Here is a 17,138-nt window from a genome sequence, read left to right as displayed (position 1 = left end):
TCGCCCGCTGGCCCAGCGGGGCCAGGCGTGCCGCCTCAGTGATTCGCCGCTGCCGCGTCGTGGGCCGCTTGGCCTGGGTGGACCGCGTCCTGACCGAGCTCAAGCCGCTCTTCGACTCCCTCGATGAGCTGCCGGCCCCCTTCACCGCCCAGCAGCTGACCGAGTTCGCCGCGGGACTTGGCCATGATGATGACGAGGGTGTCAGAACAGAGCAGCCCAAGGCCCGATCCCGGCGTTGAGTGGCGGATTCTACGACTACATCGGGCCATTTCGGGCCCAACTGGTCGGAGAATCCGCCCCTCAACGGGAAGGTTCGCCCCTCAACGGGGACGGAAGAGAAGTGTCAGCGCGGGGCGGTGCCTGCGCCGGGGTTGCCGGGGTTGCGGCCTGAACGGCTGCGCACGGTGCGGAAGACTTTGCGGCCGAGCCACATGAGGACTGTTCTGATGATCATCTCCGGAGCATAGCCGAGCCCCCACCCCGCCCAGCACACGCGAGCTGAACAGGGCCTGGGCAAGTCAGACTCGATAGGCTGATGGCAGAAGAATCCCAACCCCAGGAGACGCCCTGTGAGCATCGCCCCCGGCACGAATCCCGCAGATCCCGCCGCAGCAGCCGAGACCGAGGTCATCGACTTCTGCCGCGACCTGATCCGCTTCGACACCTCCAACTGGGGCGAGGGCAGGTCCAACGGGGAGCGCGAGGCCGCAGAATACTGCGCCGCGGTGATGCGTCAGGCCGGGCTGGCGCCGGAGATCTACGAATCCGCTCCGGGGCGCACCTCGGTGGTGGCCCGGATGAAGGGCGCCGACCCGGAGCTCGGCGCGCTGGTGGTGCACGGGCACCTCGACGTCGTCCCCGCCCAGGCGGAGGACTGGCAGGTCGACCCCTTCGCCGCGGAGATCCGTGACGGGATGATCTGGGGCCGCGGCGCTGTGGACATGAAGGACATGAACGCGATGATCCTCGCCGCGATGCTGCGGATGCACCGCGAGGGCCACCAGCCCCAGCGCGACCTGATCTTCGCCTTCTTCGCCGATGAGGAGGACAACGGCAGGTTCGGCGCGAAATGGATGGTCGAGCACCACCCCGAGGTCTTCGACGGGGCCACCGAGGCCATCAGCGAGGTCGGCGGGTTCTCCACCGACGTCGCCGGCCAGCGCGCCTACCTGATCCAGACCGGGGAGAAGGGGCTGCACTGGACCAAGATGACCGCCTCCGGCACCGCCGGGCACGGCTCGGCCGTCCACAGCGACAACGCCGTGGTCCGGCTCGGCGCGGCCGTGGCCGCCATCGGCGAATACGAATGGCCGCTGGACTACACCAAGACCACCCGGGCACTGATGGAGCAGCTCTCCGAGCTCACCGGGATCCCGTTCGACGAGAAGGACCCCTCGAAGCTGCTCGAGGCCACCGGCAGCGCCTCGAAGTTCATTTCCGCCACGCTGCGCAACACCTCCAACCCGACCCTGCTCGAGGGCGGCTATAAGCACAACGTGGTCCCCGGCTCCGCCTCCGCGCTGGTCGACGCGCGCACCCTCCCGGAGCAGGACGACCAGGTCGCCGCGAAGCTCAAGGAGCTGGCCGGGGAGAAGGTCAGCTTCGAGCTGCTCAACGGCGGGCCTTCGCTGGAGGTCCCCTTCTCCGGGCTGCTGGTCGAACAGATGGTCGCTTCGCTGAAGGCCGAGGACCCCGAGGCCGTGGTGCTGCCCTACATGCTCGGCGGCGGCACCGACAACAAGCACCTGGCCTCGCTGGGGATCTCCGGCTATGGCTTCGCCCCGCTGCAGCTCCCCGCCGACTTGGACTTCACCGGCATGTTCCACGGCGTGGACGAACGGGTCCCCACCGAGGCGCTGACCTTCGGCGTCCGCGTGCTGCACCGCTTCCTCACCGTCCAGTAAGTACCGCAGCAGACGACCCCGGCGGACGGCCCTGAGCTGCGCGCCGGCACATCACCTTCCAAGCAACACCCGAGCCCCCACCGCAGGAGCGCACCATGGACCCCGTCACCACCGTGCTGAGCCCGGAGCTGCTGGCGCGCATCGCCGCCCGCGCCCCCGGATACGACGCCCGCAACGAGTTCTGCCACGAGGACCTCGCCGAGCTCACCGAGGCCGGGTACCTGCGGGCCATGGTCCCGGCGCAGATGGGCGGGCTCGGCTGGGACCTGCCGACCCTGGTCGCCGCGCAGCGTCGGCTCGCGGCCGCCGCCCCGGCCACAGCGCTCGCGGTGAACATGCACCACATCTGGGTGTCCGTGGCGCGCAGCATGGTCGCCGGCGGGCACGCCGCCTTCGAGCAGGTGCTGAAGGAGGCCGCAGCCGGGGAGATCTTCGCCTTCGGCATCTCCGAGGCCGGCAACGACGCGGTGCTCTTCGACTCCACGACCCAGGCAGTCCTTGACGACGACGGCGCGGTCAGCTTCACCGGCACCAAGATCTTCACCACCTTGTCCCCGGTCTGGACCCGGCTGGGCCTCTTCGGCAAGGACACCGCCGCCACCGGGCAGGAGGGGGAGACCCCGCTGATCTTCGGGTTCCTCGAGCGCGAGGCCCCGGGCTGGCGCACCATCGAGAACTGGGACACCCTCGGGATGCGCGCCACCCAGTCCCACGCCACCGCCCTGGAAGGGGCCAGGATCCCGGCGGAGCGGATCGTGCGACGGCTCCCGGTGGGACCGAACCCGGACCCGCTGGTCTTCGCGATCTTCTCCTCGTTCCTGACCCTGCTCGCCGCGGTCTACACCGGGATCGGGGACCGCGCGCTGACCCTGGGCGCGGAGCTGGTGGCCCAGCGCCGCTCGCTGCTCAGCGGGGAGACCATGGACCGGGACCCCGACGCCCGGTACAAGCTGGCCGAGGCTCAGCTGGCCCAGCTGTCCCTGGATTCTCAGCTGCGCGGACTCGCCGCGGAGATCGAAGCCGGAGCCGAGCACGGCGCCTCCTGGTCGCCCCGGCTGGCGGCGCTGCGCACCAGCGCCACGCGGACCGCGCGGAAGGTGCTGGACCTGGTCCTGGGAGTCAGCGGGGGAGCGCAGTACCACCGCGAGTCCGAGCTCAGCCGGCTCTACCGCGACGTGCTCGCCGGGATCCACCACCCCTCCGACGACGAATCGGCGCACCGGACGCTGGCGAACTACACCCTCGGCCCGCTCTGAGCCGCCCCCTCTGACCGGCCTGTGCTGACCGGCCCGCGCTGACCAGCCTGCGCTGAGCCGGCCTCCGGGCCGCGTCACCACCTGCCTGCCCTACAGCGTGCGCTGGACCCGCATCACCCGGCGGCGCAGCCAGTATCGACGCATTCCGCCGGTATAGATCATGGAGCGGCGCAGCTCCCATTTGCCGTACTCCGCGTGGTCGGTGACCCGGCGGCGAACCTCTTTCAGCGACTCCTGCGGCTGGCAGGTGATGACCATGTATTCCCAGGTGGGGCCGGCGTCGTCGGTCGTGGTGTAGAGCTCGGCCATGGGCTGGGACCACCAGTTCTGCTGGGTCATCAGAGGTTCACCGTCACTTTCGTGGAGAAGCTTCAGCCTACGTCGGACAGAGTCTCGATCCGAGGTCTCAACCAGGACTTACCGAAGTGGTGTCTCGTTGGTACGGTGAGCATATGACTATGGATCCTCGCGTGGCACTCAACGCGCTGACGAACGCTCTCGAAGAGCACCTCTCCGCCTCGCTGAACCGCCGTGGGAATGAGGATCCGGCAGTGGAGTCCGCGTTCTACGAGATCTCCGACGCCTTCGAAGCCTACGAAGACGCGCTCTTCGCCGCCAGCGGCGAGGTCACCCCGCTGGACCTCTACGACGAGGACGACAGCGACGATGACGACGACGATGACAGCGACGACGAGCTCGAAGAAGAAGAAGACGACGACGATGAGGACGACGATGGCGAGGCAGAGGTCTACGAGGAGGACGAGGAGCGCTAGGCGCTCAGCGACTCCAGCAGACCCAGCACCCCGGTCCTCTCCCAGAGCATCTCCAGAGGTCTTTCAGCGGGTTCACAGCCCCGCGTGATCTTCGCCACTGTGGTCGGTCACCGGCAAGCAGACTCCGATGCTCTAAGCTCGGCCTGTGCAGTGGATAGAAGCAATCATTCTTGGCCTGGTGCAGGGCCTCACCGAGTTCCTCCCCATCTCATCCTCCGCGCACCTGCGGATCGTGGGGGAGTTCCTGCCTGGCGCCGCTGACCCCGGCGCGGCGTTCACCGCGATCACCCAGCTCGGCACCGAATTCGCGGTGCTGGTCTATTTCTGGCGTGACATCGTGCGGATCGTGAAGGCCTGGTTCGCCGCCCTGATGGGCAAGCTGCCCCATTCCGACGCCGATGTGCGGATGGGCTGGCTCATCATCGTGGGCACCGTCCCGATCGTCGTGCTCGGGCTGCTCCTCGAGGACATGATCGAATCGGTCTTCCGCACGCTCTGGCTCACTGCGACGATGCTGGTGATCTTCGGCGTGCTCCTGGCCTTCGCCGACGCCTACGGCAAGCAGCGCAAACCGCTGGATCAGCTCAGCGTCCGAGACGGCATCATCTTCGGCTTCGCCCAGGCCATGGCGCTGATCCCCGGGGTCTCCCGCTCCGGCGGCACGATCACCGCGGGTCTGCTGATGGGCTACACCCGTGAGGCCGCCGCCCGGTATTCCTTCCTGCTGGCCATCCCGGCGGTCTTCGGCTCCGGGTTCTACAAGCTCTTCGGCTCGCTGGGGGAGCAGACCGGCCCCTACACGATGGGCCAGACCATGGTCGCGACGGTCGTCGGGTTCTTCGTGGCCTATCTGATCATCGGCTGGTTCCTCAAATACGTCTCCACGAACTCCTACACCTTGTTCGTGAACTACCGGATTCTGCTGGGCCTGTTCGTGTACGTCATGCTGGGCCTCGGAATCATCAACGCCTGATCGGCGTTCAGTCAATAACGACTCTCTTCCCGGCAGCGGGTTCCGCGGCGGCTCAACGCTGCCGATCACCTGCCGGGCTGCCCCACTGGTGAAAGGACCTCTGCGTGAAATCGTGGACCTCCCCGGACGTGCCCACCCTGCCTGCGCTGCCGGAGACCCTGCAGCTGCACGACACCTCGGCGGACGCTCTGGTCCCGGTGGAGTCCACCGACGGCGTGGGGTCCCTCTACGTCTGCGGCATCACCCCCTATGACGCCACGCACCTGGGCCACGCGAACACCTACGTCCAGTTCGACCTGCTGGTGCGCTATTGGCGCGCCGCCGGACTGCGCGTGAACTATGTGCAGAACGTCACCGACATCGACGACCCGCTGCTGGAGCGCGCCACCGCCACCGGCGTGGACTGGTTCGAACTCGCCAAGGAGCAGACCGAGCTCTTCCGTGAGGACATGGCCGCCCTGGGCGTGATCGCCCCCGACACCTATCTGGGCGCGGTGGAGACCATCCCGGTGGTCGCCCACGACGTGGCCCAGCTGGTCGAGCTCGGCATGGGCTACCCGGTGCCGGTGCCGCTGGAGGAGCTGGCCGACGGCGTGACTCCCGGTGAGCCGGAATCCTTCGACATCTACTTCGACACCACGGCGGCCCAGGCCACCACCCCGTGGACGCTGGGCAGCATCGGCCACTACGACCGCGCCGAGATGGAAGAGCTCTTCCCGCAGCGCGGCGGAGACCCCGAACGGGTCGGCAAGCGCGACCCGCTGGATCCGCTGCTGTGGCGTGCGCGCCGGAATTCCGAGCCGCACTGGGACGGTCAGAGCCTCGGCCAGGGCCGCCCCGGCTGGCACATCGAATGCTCGGTGATCGCCCGCCGCCACCTGCCCGCGCCGTTCATGGTCCAGGGCGGCGGCTCCGACCTGCGCTTCCCGCACCACGAGTTCAGCGCCGCCCACGCCACCGCAGCCGACGGCGTGGCGCTGGCCCAGACCTACCTGCACGCCGGGATGGTCGGCCTCGACGGAGAGAAGATGTCGAAGTCCAAGGGCAACCTGGTGCTCTCCTCCCGGATGCGCGCCGAAGGGGTCGACCCGCAGGTGATCCGCACGCTGCTGCTCAGCCACCACTACCGCGCGGAGTGGAACTACACGCCCGACCTGCTCGACGCCGCGGCGCAGCGCTGGGAGCGCTGGAACGCCGCGCTGGACGCGGCTCCGGAGACCGACGGCTACGGCGAGCTCGGGACCGCCGGCGCCGTGCCCGAGGACCTGCAGCACGCGCTGCACTCGGCCCTCTCACAGAACCTCAACGCTCCGGCGGCCCTGGACACCCTCGACATGTGGGCCACCGGCCAGCTCGCCGGCCGCACCAGCCGGGCGCGGGTCATCGCGGTGGTCAAGGCGCTGCTGGGCATCGAGCTCCAGGAAGCGACTCCCGCGCACAGCGGGCATGCCACCAAGGCCAAGACCGCCGGCTGACGACACGCCGGCCAAGCCGGTAGGCGTCGGCAGAGACCGCCGGCTGAAGCGTCTGACGCGATCAGCCCTCGGGGCGCTTGCGGCGGCGCAGGTAGCGTTCGAACTCCTGCGCGATGGCCTCGCCGCTGGCCTCAGGCAGATTCGTGGTGTCGGTGGCCTCTTCAAGACGCTTGACGTAGTCAGCGATCTCGGCGTCCTCCTCGGCCAGATCATCGACCCCGCGCTCCCAGGCCTCGGCATCCTCGACGACCTCGCTCTCATCGAGGGTCAGCCCGAGCAGATCCTCGAGCTCCCGCATGATCGCCAGCTGCGCCTTCGGTGAGGGCGCCTGACCCACATAGTGCGGAATCGCCGCCCAGAGCGAGACGGCGGGAAGCCCGGCCTGAGCCGCCGTGTGCGCGAGCACCCCGACGATCCCGGTGGGACCCTCATAGGTGGGCTCATCGATGTCCAGGATCTCCTGCAGCGCGACGTCCTCGCTGGAGAGCGAGGCCGGGATCGGGCGGGTGTGCGGCACATCGGCCAGCAGCGCGCCGACCAGGATGATCCCGGAGACGTCGTTCTCCGCGGCGCGGGTCAGCAGATCTGCGGTGAAGGCCTGCCAGCGGAAGCTCGGCTCCACGCCGTGGACCAGCAGCAGATCCACCGCCGCCCGGGCCGGTCTGGCCCGGTAGATCTTGGTGGAGGGCCAGATGATCTCCCGGTGCCCCCCGGAGCTGCGCACCTTGGGCCGGGAGAACTGGTAGTCGTAGTACCCCTCGTCGTCGACCTTGCCGACCAGTTCGGCGCCGCAGGCCTGTCCCACCGCGCGCACCGCGGAGGAGGCGGCCGCGCCGGCGTCGTTCCACCCCTCGAAGGCCATCACCATCACGGTGGGCCGCGAGCGGGGAGCTTCACCTTCGCCGGTGACCGCGGCGGTCTGGTTGGCGCGCAGGTGCTCGGCGAAGCGCTGCGCGAAGCCTTCGGGCAGCGCGGATTCTCCGGCCGCCTGGGGTTCGCCGGAGTCCTCGGGGGAGGAGTCCTGAGGCGCTGTCTCGTCGCTCACGCTTCTCACACTATCCCCCTGGTGACCCCACGGGAAGCGTACGATTGAGCCCATGCCTTCGACCTCTTCTGCCACTGTTCAGCACCAGACCTCCGATGCTTCCGCCGCCCCTGAGGCGCTCTCCGGGGAGCTTCAGGCCGTGTTCTGGGACATGGACGGCACGCTGGTGGACACCGAGCCGTATTGGATCTGGGAGCAGCGCGCCCTGGTCGAGGCCCACGGCGGCACCTGGTCCCAGGAACAGGCGCACGGGCTGGTCGGGCAGGCGCTGAGCTACAGCGCCCTGATGCTGCGCGAGGCCGGGGTGGACATGACGGTGCGCGAGATCATCGACCACCTCATCACCCGGGTCGCGGAGCGCGCCGTCGCCGAGATGCCCTGGCGTCCCGGAGCCCGCGAGCTGCTCGCGGAACTCAGCGCCGCCGGAGTGCGCTGCGCCCTGGTCACGATGAGCGAGAAGCCGCTGGCCGAGGCGATCGTCGCCGCGCTTCCGGCGGGGCAGCTGGAGTTCATCGTCAGCGGGGACATGGTCAGCCGCGGCAAGCCGGATCCGGAGGCCTATCAGCAGGCGTTCACCAGGATGTCCGGCGACCACGGACAGCGCAGCGGGGAGCCGCTGCAGATGAGCCGCTGCATCGCGATCGAGGACTCGGTCCCCGGGGTCACCGCCGCCTCTGACTCCGGACTGGTCACCATCGCGGTCCCGCACTACACCCCGATCCCCGCGGATGCGCGCTGGCAGACCCTTGACGGGCTGGCGGGCGTGAGCGCGGCAGACCTCGAACGGCTCCTGGCCCGATGACCGCAAGCCCCGGCAGACGGCGCAAGAAGGCGACGACCCGGGTGCGGATCGCCGGCATCCCGGTGCGGTTCCGCGCCTCCTGGTTCCTGGTCAGCGCCGTCATCGTGGTGCTCTTCGGACCCCAGGTGCAGCGGATCTTCCCTGAGCTGGGCGTCCTGGCCTACCTGGTGGCGCTGGGCTACGCGGTGCTGCTGATGTTCTCGGTGCTGGCCCATGAGCTCGCCCACGCGCTGGCCGCGCGCTCCTTCGGCTGGCCCGCCACCGAGATCGAGCTCAACCTCTGGGGCGGACACACCGAGTTCCTGGCCCACCGCGCCACACCGTCGAAGTCTCTCGCGGTCTCCCTGGCCGGCCCCGCCGCCAACCTGGTCATCGCCGGACTCGGCTTCTACCTCTCCGGCGCGCTCGAGCTCACCGGGGTCACCGCCATGCTGGTCCAGGTCACCGTGCTGGTGAACTTCTTCGTCGGGATCTTCAACCTGCTCCCCGGGCTGCCGCTGGACGGCGGACGGATCGTGGAGTCCGCAGTCTGGGCCGCCACCGGCGACCAGGACCGCGGCATGCGCGCCGCCGGATGGGCCGGGCGCCTCGTCGTCGTCGCGCTGCTTGTCGGACTGGCCGTCGTGGTGATCACCGGGGTGCGCGAGGTGAGCCTGGTCGTCGTCGTGGTGGCGGTGATGGTCAGCTTCTTCATCTGGCAGGGCGCCTCGGAGAACGTGCGGGTGGCCAATGCGCGGCTGAAACGGCCGCGCTGAGCTTCAGCTCCGCTGGCGCCGACCACGACTGCTGCCTCCGGGTCCGATGGGGGATCGCTCCGCGCTGATGGCCAGGCCGTGACAGGGATAGGCTGAACGCAGACGATACGTCCGCCCGGACCGGATCATGGTCGGCGGAGCCGCAGCACCTCAGAGAGCGAGATTCAGTGACCACGAGCACCTCCGGCGAGTCCCCGGCGACGACCCCCTCCGGTCCCATCGGGGCCCATATGCGCTCGGGTCCGCTGCGCGCGGGCCAGCGCGTGCAGCTCACCGACCGCAAGGGCCGGCCCAGCACCATCACGCTGCAGCCCGGCGGGGAATGGCACACCCACCAGGGCGTGCTGCGCCACGATCTGCTCATCGGCGCCAGCGAAGGCATCCTGGTGGCCAACGACGCCGGCCACGAGTACCAGGTGCTGCGCCCGCTGCTCAACGACTTCGTGCTCTCGATGCCGCGCGGCGCCACCGTGGTCTACCCCAAGGACTCCGCCCAGATCGTCCAGGTCGCCGACATCTTCCCCGGCGCCCGCGTGGTCGAGGCCGGCGTGGGCTCCGGCGCCCTGTCCATCTCGCTGCTGCGCGCGGTGGGGGAGAGCGGGGTGCTGCACTCGTTCGAGCGGCGCGAGGACTTCAAGGACATCGCCGTGGGCAACGTCGAGGCGTTCTTCGGTGAATCCCACCCCGGCTGGGAGGTCTACCTCGGCGACATGCAGGAGGAGGTCCTCACCGTGGAGGAGCCCGGAAGCGTGGACCGGGTGGTGCTGGACATGCTCGCCCCCTGGGAGTGCCTGGACGCGGTGAAGACCGTGCTGGCGCCCGGCGGCGTCTGGGTCAGCTACGTCGCCTCGGTGACCCAGCTGTCCCGGCTGGCCGAAGAGATCCGCTCCTCAGAAGGCTTCACCGAGCCCGAGGCGCACGAGACCATGCTGCGCACCTGGCACCTCGACGGCCTCGCCGTGCGCCCCGATCACCGGATGGTCGCCCACACCGGCTTCCTGCTCTCGGCCCGTCGGCTCGCCGACGACCAGACCCCGCTCCAGCTGAAGAAGCGCGAGAAGGTCTCCGTGGTCAGCGAGGAGGACCACGCCGCCTGGCCGGCCAACGACCCCGACGTCGTCTGGGACGAGGCCAGCCTGAAGACCCGGACCGTCTCCGGGAAGAAGGCCCGCAAGGCTGCGGCCTATTCACAGAAGATCGCCGCCCAGGCCAAGGAGGTGTTCACCCGTGAGTGAGCAGACAGGCAACGAGCGAAACACCGAGCACAGCACCGAGCGCCACCCGGCACGGACCCCTGACCCGGAGCCCGCGCAGAACCCGGCGCAGACCCGAGAGGCGCAGCTGCAGCAGGAGCGGCTCGCCCAGGCGCACCGCCAGCTGGACACGCTGCGCAGCCGCTCCAAGCAGCTCGAGGCGCAGCTGCAGAGCGCCGGGCGGAACAACCAGCGGATGACCGACCTGCTGGAGACCACCCGCAACGAGATCTCCCAGCTGCGCAACGCGCTGCAGGCCGACGGTCAGGCGCCGTTCACCTTCGGCACGGTCATCGGCTACCGCCCCGAACACCCCCAGGCCGAGGGCCGCGAGATCCAGGCCACCACGGTGGCCGGGGTCGACATCCTCCAGGCCGGACGCAAGCTCCGGGTCAGCCTGTCCCCGCTGATCAGCCCGGACCAGCTGCAGGCCGGCGACGAGGTGCTGCTGAACGAGAACTTCACCATCGTGGCGATCCTCGGCGCCGAGCGCACCGGAGAGCTCGCGAGGGTCAAAGAGGTGCTGCCCGATGCGCGGCTGGTGATCATCTCCCGCGGCGAGGACGAGCGGGTGGTCACCCTCACCGAGGCCGCCACCGCCCAGGCCCAGCGCGAAGGCCTGCACGGCGCCCGGGTCGGCGACGCCGTGATGGTGGACCTGCGCACCGGCACCGCCACCGAGATCGTGCCGCTCTCCGAGGTCGAAGACGTGGTGCTCGAAGAGTCACCGGACGTCTCCTACTCCGACATCGGCGGCCTCTCCGAGCAGATCGAAGCGATCCGCGACGCCGTGGAGCTGCCCTTCCTGCACGCCGAGCTCTATCAGGAGCACGGGCTGCGCGCACCGAAGGGGATCCTGCTCTACGGGCCTCCCGGCTGCGGCAAGACCATGATCGCCAAGGCCGTGGCCAGCTCGCTGGCCGAGACCGGACAGGCGGCAGCCGACGACGCCGGCCAGCCCAGCCCCGGCCAGCCCAGCCCCGGTCCGAGCAGGAGCGCGTTCTTCCTCAACATCAAGGGCCCCGAGCTGCTGAACAAGTACGTGGGCGAGACCGAGCGGCACATCCGGGTGATCTTCGCCCGGGCCCGCGAACGGGCCTCCGCCGGGCAGCCGGTGGTGGTGTTCTTCGATGAGATGGAGGCGCTCTTCCGCACCCGCGGCTCAGGGGTCTCCTCCGACGTGGAGACCACCATCGTCCCGCAGCTCCTCGCCGAGATCGACGGGGTGGAATCGTTGGAGAACGTCATCGTCATCGGCGCCTCGAACCGCGAAGACATGATCGACCCGGCCATCCTGCGCCCCGGACGCCTCGACGTGAAGATCCGGGTCCAGCGCCCCGGCCGGGAGGGCGCCGGGGAGATCCTGGGCATCCACCTCGGCGGAGCAGTCCCGCTGCACGCCGACCTGCTCGCCGCCCACGGTGACCGCGGCGCCGCCGTCGCCGGCCTGGTCGACGCGCTGCTGGACCGGCTGTTCCCCCGGACGCGCAAGGCCCGGCTGCGCCTGATCCACGCGGACGGCACCCACACCGCGTTCCAGGCGGCGGACTTCATGTCCGGGGCGGTGCTCAGCAACATCGTGGACCGGGCGAAGAAGGCCGCGATCAAGGACTTCCTGCGCGCCGGCACCGACCCGGCGCAGAAGGGCCTCACCCTGGAACATCTGCTCGCCGCCGCCGAGGAGGAGCTGCGCGACCAGGAGGACCTGGTCAACACCGCAGATCCGCAGGCCTGGGCTCGGGTGGTCGGCGCCTCGACCTCCCCGGTGGTCCGGATCGAACGGCCCGGCGAGGCGGCAGCCGCCGCACACACCGGAGCCCCCGAGGTGCAGGGATGACCGTGCGCCGGCTGATCGGGATGGAGACCGAATACGGGATCCACGCCCCGGCCAACCCGCGCGCCAGCCACATCGCGCTGTCCATCGAACTGGTCAACGCCTACGCCGCCCACATCACCGAGTCCGGCGGTGCGGTGGCCGGCACCGAATGGGACTACCAGTCCGAATCCCCGCTGGTCGACGCCCGCGGCTGGGTGCTCCCGCGCTCCGCCGCGCACCCCTCCCAGCTCACCGACACCGGGGAGGCGCTGGCCCATGCCAGCCACGACGACGCGCTCACCCACGCCACCGAGCAGGAAGCGGGCCAGGGCCCGGTGCGCGATGCGCTGGGCAACGTCAGTGGAGGAGACCCCAGCCCGGCCGACCTCGCCGGGTCCTTCCACGCCCCCGGCTCACCGCACTGGCGAGGCGAGTTCTTCCAGGCCGATGAGGGCGCCCCGAAGCTGCTGATGAACCTGGTCCTGGGCAACGGGGCCCGGTTCTACGTGGACCACGCCCACCCCGAATACTCCTCACCCGAGGCCATCGGCGCCCGCCGGGCGGTGCTCTACGACGTGGCCGGAGACCGGGTGGCGCTCGCCGCCGCCCGCCGGCTGAGTCAGGAGCAGCACGCCCCGCAGGTGCTGCTGTATAAGAACAACACCGACAACAAGTCCGTGTCCTACGGCGCCCACGAGAACTACCTGGTGCCGCGCAGCGTGGACTTCGACGCCCTCGTGGCAGGGCTGCTGCCGTTCTTCGCGACCCGGCAGGTCCTCTGCGGCGCCGGGCGGGTGGGGATCGGACAGACCAGCGCTCAGGCCGGCTATCAGATCTCCCAGCGTGCCGACTTCTTCGAGGAGCAGGTCGGACTCGAGACCACGGTCCGCCGTCCGATCATCAACACCCGCGACGAGCCCCACGCCGATCACGACCGGTTCCGCCGGCTCCATGTGATCATCGGCGACGCGAACATGAGCGAGTACTCCGCCTGGATGCGGGTGGGCAGCACCGCGCTGGTGCTGGACCTGATCGAATCCGGCCGAGCCCCGGAGCTGACGCTCACCGACCCGGTGGCCGCGCTGAAGACGATCTCCCATGACCCCAGCCTCACCGTCACGGTGCCGACCTCCCGCGGGGAGCTGACCGCGGTGCAGATCCAGCAGCTCTACCTGCAGGCCGCCCTGGACTGGGAGCGGGAGAAGACCCCGCCGCCTGGCACCCACACGGTCCCGGACACCGAGACCGCCGAGGTGCTCGAGGCCTGGGAAGAGCTGCTGCAGGACCTGGGCACCGATCTCTACGCCGCCGCGGACCGGGTGGACTGGATCGCGAAGCTGACCCTGCTGGAGTCCTACCGCCGCCGCGATGGCCTGGCCTGGGACGCCCCGCTGCTGGGCATGGTGGATCTGCAGTATGCCGATCTGCGCCCGGAGAAGGGCCTCTACTACAAGCTGGCCCGCGCCGGCCGGATGCGCCGTCTCTTCACCGACCACCAGATCGCCTGGGCCTCAGAGCACCCGCCCGAGGAGACCCGCGCCTGGCTGCGCGGCCAGCTGGTGAGCGACCACGCCGACGTCGTCGTCGGCGCCAGCTGGGACCAGATCCTGCTGCGCGCTGATGACGTCTCCCCGGTGGTGCGCCTGGGACTGCCGGACCCCTATGCCGGGACCCGCGCGGCGGCGGAGAATACACTTGTCAGCGCGGCGACCCCTGAGGACCTCATCACTGGACTCCAGCGGCTGCTGGGTCAATAAAGGAGACACCATGTCCACACAACCGCAGAAGCGCCCGCAGGGCGGCAACGACGACGGCGCAGCGCCCGAGGCCGCAGCCACGGCCGGCGCCAACGCGCAGGCGCAGAAACGCGCAGGTGAGCTCGACAGCCTGCTCGACGAGATCGATTCGGTGCTGGAGTCCAACGCCGAGGAGTTCGTCAAGGGCTTCGTGCAGAAGGGCGGCGAGTAGGCCTCCATGGATCGGCGCGTCATCGGGGTCGAGACCGAGTTCGGCATCACCCACACCGGCGGCACCCACCGCGGCCTGCCCCCGGACGAGGTGGCCCGCTACCTCTTCCGCCCGGTGCTGCGCTGGGGGAGAAGCTCCAACGTCTTCATCCCCAACGCCTCCCGGCTCTACCTCGACGTCGGCTCACACCCGGAATATGCCACCGCCGAATGTGATGACCTGCTGGATCTGATCGCCTCCGACCGCGCCGGCGAGCTGATCATGCATGACCTGGCCCAGCGCGCCGAAGCGGCGATGGCCCAGGACGGCTTCGACGGCAGCGTCTACCTGCTGAAGAACAACGTGGACTCCCAGGGCAACTCCTATGGCAGCCACGAGAACTACCTGATCCCGCGCACCACTCACTTCCGTCGGCTCTCCACCATCCTGCTGCCCTTCCTGGTCACCCGGCAGATCATGGTCGGCGCCGGACGGCTGGTTCCGGCCACCGACGAGAGCGACCCCCATTACGCGTTCTCCCAGCGCGCAGACCACATGTGGGAGGGCATCTCCTCGGCCACCACCCGGTCCCGGCCGATCATCAACACCCGCGACGAGCCGCACTCCGACGCCGCCGTGCACCGCCGGCTGCACGTGATCGTGGGCGACTCCAACATGTCCGAGACCACCAGCCTGCTCCGCTACGGCGCCACCGACCTGGTGCTGCGCATGGTCGAGTCCGGGGTCCCGGTGGGGGACTTCGAGCTGGAGAACCCGATCAGCGCGATCCGGCACATCAGCCACGACATCACCGGTCAGGCCGCCGTGAAGATCCGCAACGGAGGCGAGCAGACCGCGGTGGACATCCAGGCCCGGCTGCTGGACCGGGCGCGGCGCTTCGTCCGGGAGAACGGCGCCCATCACGAGCGGGTCGAGCAGATCTTCGAACTCTGGGAACGCACCCTGCAGGCGGTGGCCAGCGGTCAGCACGCGCCGATCGAGCGCGACATCGACTGGGCGATCAAGAAGCGGCTGCTCACCGACGTCGCCGAACGCGGCAGCCTCCCGATGAGCCACTCGAAGCTGGAACAGCTCGACATGGCCTATCACGACGTCCACCCCACGCGCGGGGTGTTCAACCTGCTCGCCGCCCACGGGCGAGCCAGCACCCAGCTTCAGCCGGAGCGGATCCAGCGCGCCATCGTGGACCCCCCGGCCACCACTCGCGCCGCGCTGCGCGGACGCTTCCTCTCCACCGCCCGGGCCATGGGCGCCGAACACACCGTGGACTGGGTGCACCACAAGCTGGTGGACCGCCCGCTGGACGCGCTGATGCTCAAAGACCCGCTCAGCGCAGAGGATCCCCGGCTGGACACCCTGCTCGGTCGGCTCGGTGAACGGGTCGCGACATTGAGCGAGCAGACCCTGGATCAGCGCCGCGCCCAGGAGGTCCCGCTGGCCCTGAGCGAGCGCTACAAGCTGGGGCATCCCCAGGAGCTTGCTGAGCCTCCGCTGATCTGACGAACCAGGTGTCCGGCCTGTACAGTGCTGGGCAGGCCCAGACCTTGTCAGGTCGCCGTTCAAGCTGAAGGAAACACCGTGCATTCTTCGTTCCGCCGCACCAGCGTGGCTCTGTCCATCCCGGCAGTCCTGCTGCTCACGTCTTGCTCCGACGACGGTCTGGGTGACACCGACGCACTCTCCGGCGTGGACCTGCATTTCACCGATGAAGGCACCCCCGAGGTCATCCTGCGCAGCCCGCTGGAGCTCGAGGAGGAAGCCTCCCGGGTGCTCGACCGCGGCGACGGCGAAGACCTCGACGAGGAGCAGATCCTGGAGGTCTCCCATGCTGTGGCCGACCCCAGCTCCGGAGAGATCCAGGAGGAGAGCTTCAGCGAGGGCAGCCCATCGATGATCTACCTGCCGCAGATGCAGGAGCAGAGCGAGTTCATCTACGACTCGCTCACCGACACCGACCTCACCGTCGGCTCTGAGATCGCGCTCTTCGAACCGGCCAACGCCGAGACCGGCGCCCAGGCCACGCTGCTGGTGCTGCGTGTGGAGGGCCAGTCCCCGGCCTTCGCCGAGGGCGAGGTCCAGGAGCAGGACGGCGAGCTGCCCGAGATCGAGAACGAAGAAGGCGTGCTCCCGGAGCTGAACGGCGGCAACGAAGGCGAGGAGCCCGAGGAGGTCAGCACCGAGGTGCTCATCCAGGGCGACGGCGACGAGGTGGCCGCCGACGACCAGGTCGTCGTGCGCTACTCCGGCTGGAAGTGGTCCGACGGCGAGCTCTTCGACTCGAACTGGCCCCAGGACGACGAAGAGCCCGACGCAGGTCCGGCAGGCTTCCCGCTGAGCAGCCTGGTCCCCGGCTGGGCCGAGGGTCTCGAGGGCGAGCAGGTCGGCTCCCGCGTGCTGCTGGTCATCCCGCCGGAGTCCGGCTACGGAGAGAGCGACGAGGACGCCGAAGAGGGCGCCGAGCACGAGCTCGCCGGCGAGACCCTGATCTTCGTGGTCGACCTGATCGCCTCCGCCGAAGCACCCCAGGCGGCACCCGCTCCCGAGGGGGGCCAGCCCGAGCTCTCCGAGGAAGACATCGAAGAGATGATCGAGCAGATGGAGGCCGAGCAGGGCGGTGCCGACGGCGCTGAAGGCGACGACGCCGGCAGCGACGATGCAGGCAACGATGATGACGCGAACACTGATGCAGAGAACGAAGAGGAGACCGACTGATGTCTTTCGGCCAGCGCAGCTATGACCGCACCCGCCCCGAGATCGACTTCCCGGGCGAGACCCCGCCCGAGGACCTCGTCATCGAGGAGCTCATCGCCGGTGGCGGACACCCCGTGGAGCCCGGCGATTCCATCTCCTGCCACTACGTGGGCGTCTCCTGGTCCACCGGCGAGGAGTTCGACGCCTCCTGGAACCGTGGCGAGACCCTCGACTTCACCGCCGGCATCGGCCAGGTCATCCAGGGCTGGGACCAGGGCCTGATCGGGATGAAGGAGGGCGCACGGCGCCGCTTCGAGATCCCGCCGCACCTGGCCTACGGCGAGCAGGGCGCCGGAGCCGCCATCGGCCCGAACGAGACCCTGATCTTCGTGGTGGACCTGGTCAGCGTCCGCAAGGCCTCCTGATC

General features: G+C 69.5%; 17 protein-coding genes. 15 read left to right on the top strand and 2 right to left on the bottom strand.

Going from position 1 to position 17,138, the window contains the following annotated elements; translation table 11 throughout:
- Positions 1-77 precede the first annotated feature (77 nt).
- The 3 genes from LTH93_RS01485 (at position 78) to LTH93_RS01475 (ending at position 3,160) form a co-directional block, all read left to right on the top strand.
- Entirely contained in the window at positions 78-239 is a 162-nt protein-coding gene (locus LTH93_RS01485; RefSeq protein WP_241469744.1) for a hypothetical protein, read from the top strand.
- 330 nt (positions 240-569) lie between these two features.
- The gene (locus LTH93_RS01480; RefSeq protein ID WP_370642618.1) at positions 570-1,904 is read left to right on the top strand and encodes a M20/M25/M40 family metallo-hydrolase; all 1,335 of its coding nucleotides are present in this window, start codon (positions 570-572) and stop codon (positions 1,902-1,904) included.
- Positions 1,905-1,999: 95 nt separating this feature from the next.
- On the top strand, positions 2,000-3,160 hold the full coding sequence (locus tag LTH93_RS01475) for an acyl-CoA dehydrogenase family protein (protein WP_241469742.1): 1,161 nt from the start codon (positions 2,000-2,002) through the stop codon (positions 3,158-3,160).
- Positions 3,161-3,250: 90 nt separating this feature from the next.
- On the opposite strand, the gene LTH93_RS01470 is transcribed toward LTH93_RS01475, so the two are convergent.
- Complete coding sequence (locus tag LTH93_RS01470; protein WP_241465073.1) at positions 3,251-3,469, bottom strand: DUF5703 family protein; 219 nt, start codon at positions 3,467-3,469, stop codon at positions 3,251-3,253.
- A 143-nt stretch (positions 3,470-3,612) separates the two neighbouring features.
- On the opposite strand from LTH93_RS01470, the gene LTH93_RS01465 reads away from it, so the two are divergent.
- The 3 genes from LTH93_RS01465 (at position 3,613) to mshC (ending at position 6,381) form a co-directional block, all read left to right on the top strand.
- Entirely contained in the window at positions 3,613-3,933 is a 321-nt protein-coding gene (locus LTH93_RS01465; protein ID WP_241469741.1) for a primosomal protein, read from the top strand.
- Positions 3,934-4,078: 145 nt separating this feature from the next.
- A complete protein-coding gene (locus LTH93_RS01460) occupies positions 4,079-4,906 on the top strand; it encodes an undecaprenyl-diphosphate phosphatase (RefSeq protein WP_241469740.1) in 828 nt (275 codons plus the stop codon).
- A 104-nt stretch (positions 4,907-5,010) separates the two neighbouring features.
- Positions 5,011-6,381: a cysteine--1-D-myo-inosityl 2-amino-2-deoxy-alpha-D-glucopyranoside ligase gene (gene mshC / locus LTH93_RS01455; RefSeq protein WP_241469739.1), complete on the top strand. Its 1,371-nt coding sequence runs from the start codon at positions 5,011-5,013 to the stop codon at positions 6,379-6,381.
- Between the two features lie 61 nt (positions 6,382-6,442).
- Here mshC and LTH93_RS01450 read toward each other — a convergent pair whose 3' ends face one another.
- A complete protein-coding gene (locus LTH93_RS01450) occupies positions 6,443-7,426 on the bottom strand; it encodes a PAC2 family protein (protein ID WP_241469738.1) in 984 nt (327 codons plus the stop codon).
- Between the two features lie 52 nt (positions 7,427-7,478).
- On the opposite strand from LTH93_RS01450, the gene LTH93_RS01445 reads away from it, so the two are divergent.
- From LTH93_RS01445 to LTH93_RS01405, 9 genes are all read left to right on the top strand, one after another.
- Complete coding sequence (locus tag LTH93_RS01445) at positions 7,479-8,228, top strand: HAD family hydrolase (protein WP_241469736.1); 750 nt, start codon at positions 7,479-7,481, stop codon at positions 8,226-8,228.
- On the top strand, positions 8,225-8,983 hold the full coding sequence (locus LTH93_RS01440; protein WP_241469734.1) for a site-2 protease family protein: 759 nt from the start codon (positions 8,225-8,227) through the stop codon (positions 8,981-8,983). Before LTH93_RS01445 ends, LTH93_RS01440 begins: the two co-directional genes overlap by 4 nt.
- A gap of 230 nt (positions 8,984-9,213) precedes the next feature.
- Positions 9,214-10,218 (top strand): tRNA (adenine-N1)-methyltransferase, encoded by a 1,005-nt coding sequence (locus LTH93_RS01435; RefSeq protein WP_241465074.1) that lies wholly within the window; start codon positions 9,214-9,216, stop codon positions 10,216-10,218.
- On the top strand, positions 10,211-12,073 hold the full coding sequence (arc, locus tag LTH93_RS01430) for a proteasome ATPase (protein ID WP_241469731.1): 1,863 nt from the start codon (positions 10,211-10,213) through the stop codon (positions 12,071-12,073). The genes LTH93_RS01435 and arc overlap by 8 nt, the downstream gene beginning before the upstream one ends.
- Positions 12,070-13,809, top strand: coding sequence for a depupylase/deamidase Dop (dop, locus tag LTH93_RS01425; RefSeq protein WP_241469729.1), 1,740 nt, complete (start codon positions 12,070-12,072; stop codon positions 13,807-13,809). The genes arc and dop overlap by 4 nt, the downstream gene beginning before the upstream one ends.
- 10 nt (positions 13,810-13,819) lie before the next feature.
- Entirely contained in the window at positions 13,820-14,020 is a 201-nt protein-coding gene (locus LTH93_RS01420; RefSeq protein ID WP_241464521.1) for a ubiquitin-like protein Pup, read from the top strand.
- Positions 14,021-14,026: 6 nt separating this feature from the next.
- Complete coding sequence (pafA, locus tag LTH93_RS01415; protein WP_241469727.1) at positions 14,027-15,520, top strand: Pup--protein ligase; 1,494 nt, start codon at positions 14,027-14,029, stop codon at positions 15,518-15,520.
- A gap of 78 nt (positions 15,521-15,598) precedes the next feature.
- Positions 15,599-16,732 (top strand): FKBP-type peptidyl-prolyl cis-trans isomerase, encoded by a 1,134-nt coding sequence (locus LTH93_RS01410; RefSeq protein ID WP_241469725.1) that lies wholly within the window; start codon positions 15,599-15,601, stop codon positions 16,730-16,732.
- Positions 16,732-17,136, top strand: a complete 405-nt coding sequence (locus LTH93_RS01405) for an FKBP-type peptidyl-prolyl cis-trans isomerase (protein ID WP_241464524.1) — start codon at positions 16,732-16,734, stop codon at positions 17,134-17,136. The genes LTH93_RS01410 and LTH93_RS01405 overlap by 1 nt, the downstream gene beginning before the upstream one ends.
- The last annotated feature ends 2 nt before the right edge of the window (positions 17,137-17,138 follow it).

The organism is Nesterenkonia sp. DZ6 (genome assembly GCF_022565835.1).
Lineage (GTDB): Bacteria > Actinomycetota > Actinomycetes > Actinomycetales > Micrococcaceae > Nesterenkonia.
This window is presented reverse-complemented; position numbering and strand designations above follow the sequence as displayed.

Coding starts and splice junctions, on each gene's coding strand:
- dop (WP_241469729.1), top strand. CDS start 12,070: ATGACCGTGCGCCGGCTGATCGGGATGGAGACCGAATACGGGATCCAC.
- LTH93_RS01420 (WP_241464521.1), top strand. CDS start 13,820: ATGTCCACACAACCGCAGAAGCGCCCGCAGGGCGGCAACGACGACGGC.
- LTH93_RS01440 (WP_241469734.1), top strand. CDS start 8,225: ATGACCGCAAGCCCCGGCAGACGGCGCAAGAAGGCGACGACCCGGGTG.
- LTH93_RS01475 (WP_241469742.1), top strand. CDS start 2,000: ATGGACCCCGTCACCACCGTGCTGAGCCCGGAGCTGCTGGCGCGCATC.
- LTH93_RS01445 (WP_241469736.1), top strand. CDS start 7,479: ATGCCTTCGACCTCTTCTGCCACTGTTCAGCACCAGACCTCCGATGCT.
- LTH93_RS01435 (WP_241465074.1), top strand. CDS start 9,214: ATGCGCTCGGGTCCGCTGCGCGCGGGCCAGCGCGTGCAGCTCACCGAC.
- pafA (WP_241469727.1), top strand. CDS start 14,027: ATGGATCGGCGCGTCATCGGGGTCGAGACCGAGTTCGGCATCACCCAC.
- LTH93_RS01405 (WP_241464524.1), top strand. CDS start 16,732: ATGTCTTTCGGCCAGCGCAGCTATGACCGCACCCGCCCCGAGATCGAC.
- LTH93_RS01470 (WP_241465073.1), bottom strand. CDS start 3,469: ATGGCCGAGCTCTACACCACGACCGACGACGCCGGCCCCACCTGGGAA.
- LTH93_RS01465 (WP_241469741.1), top strand. CDS start 3,613: ATGACTATGGATCCTCGCGTGGCACTCAACGCGCTGACGAACGCTCTC.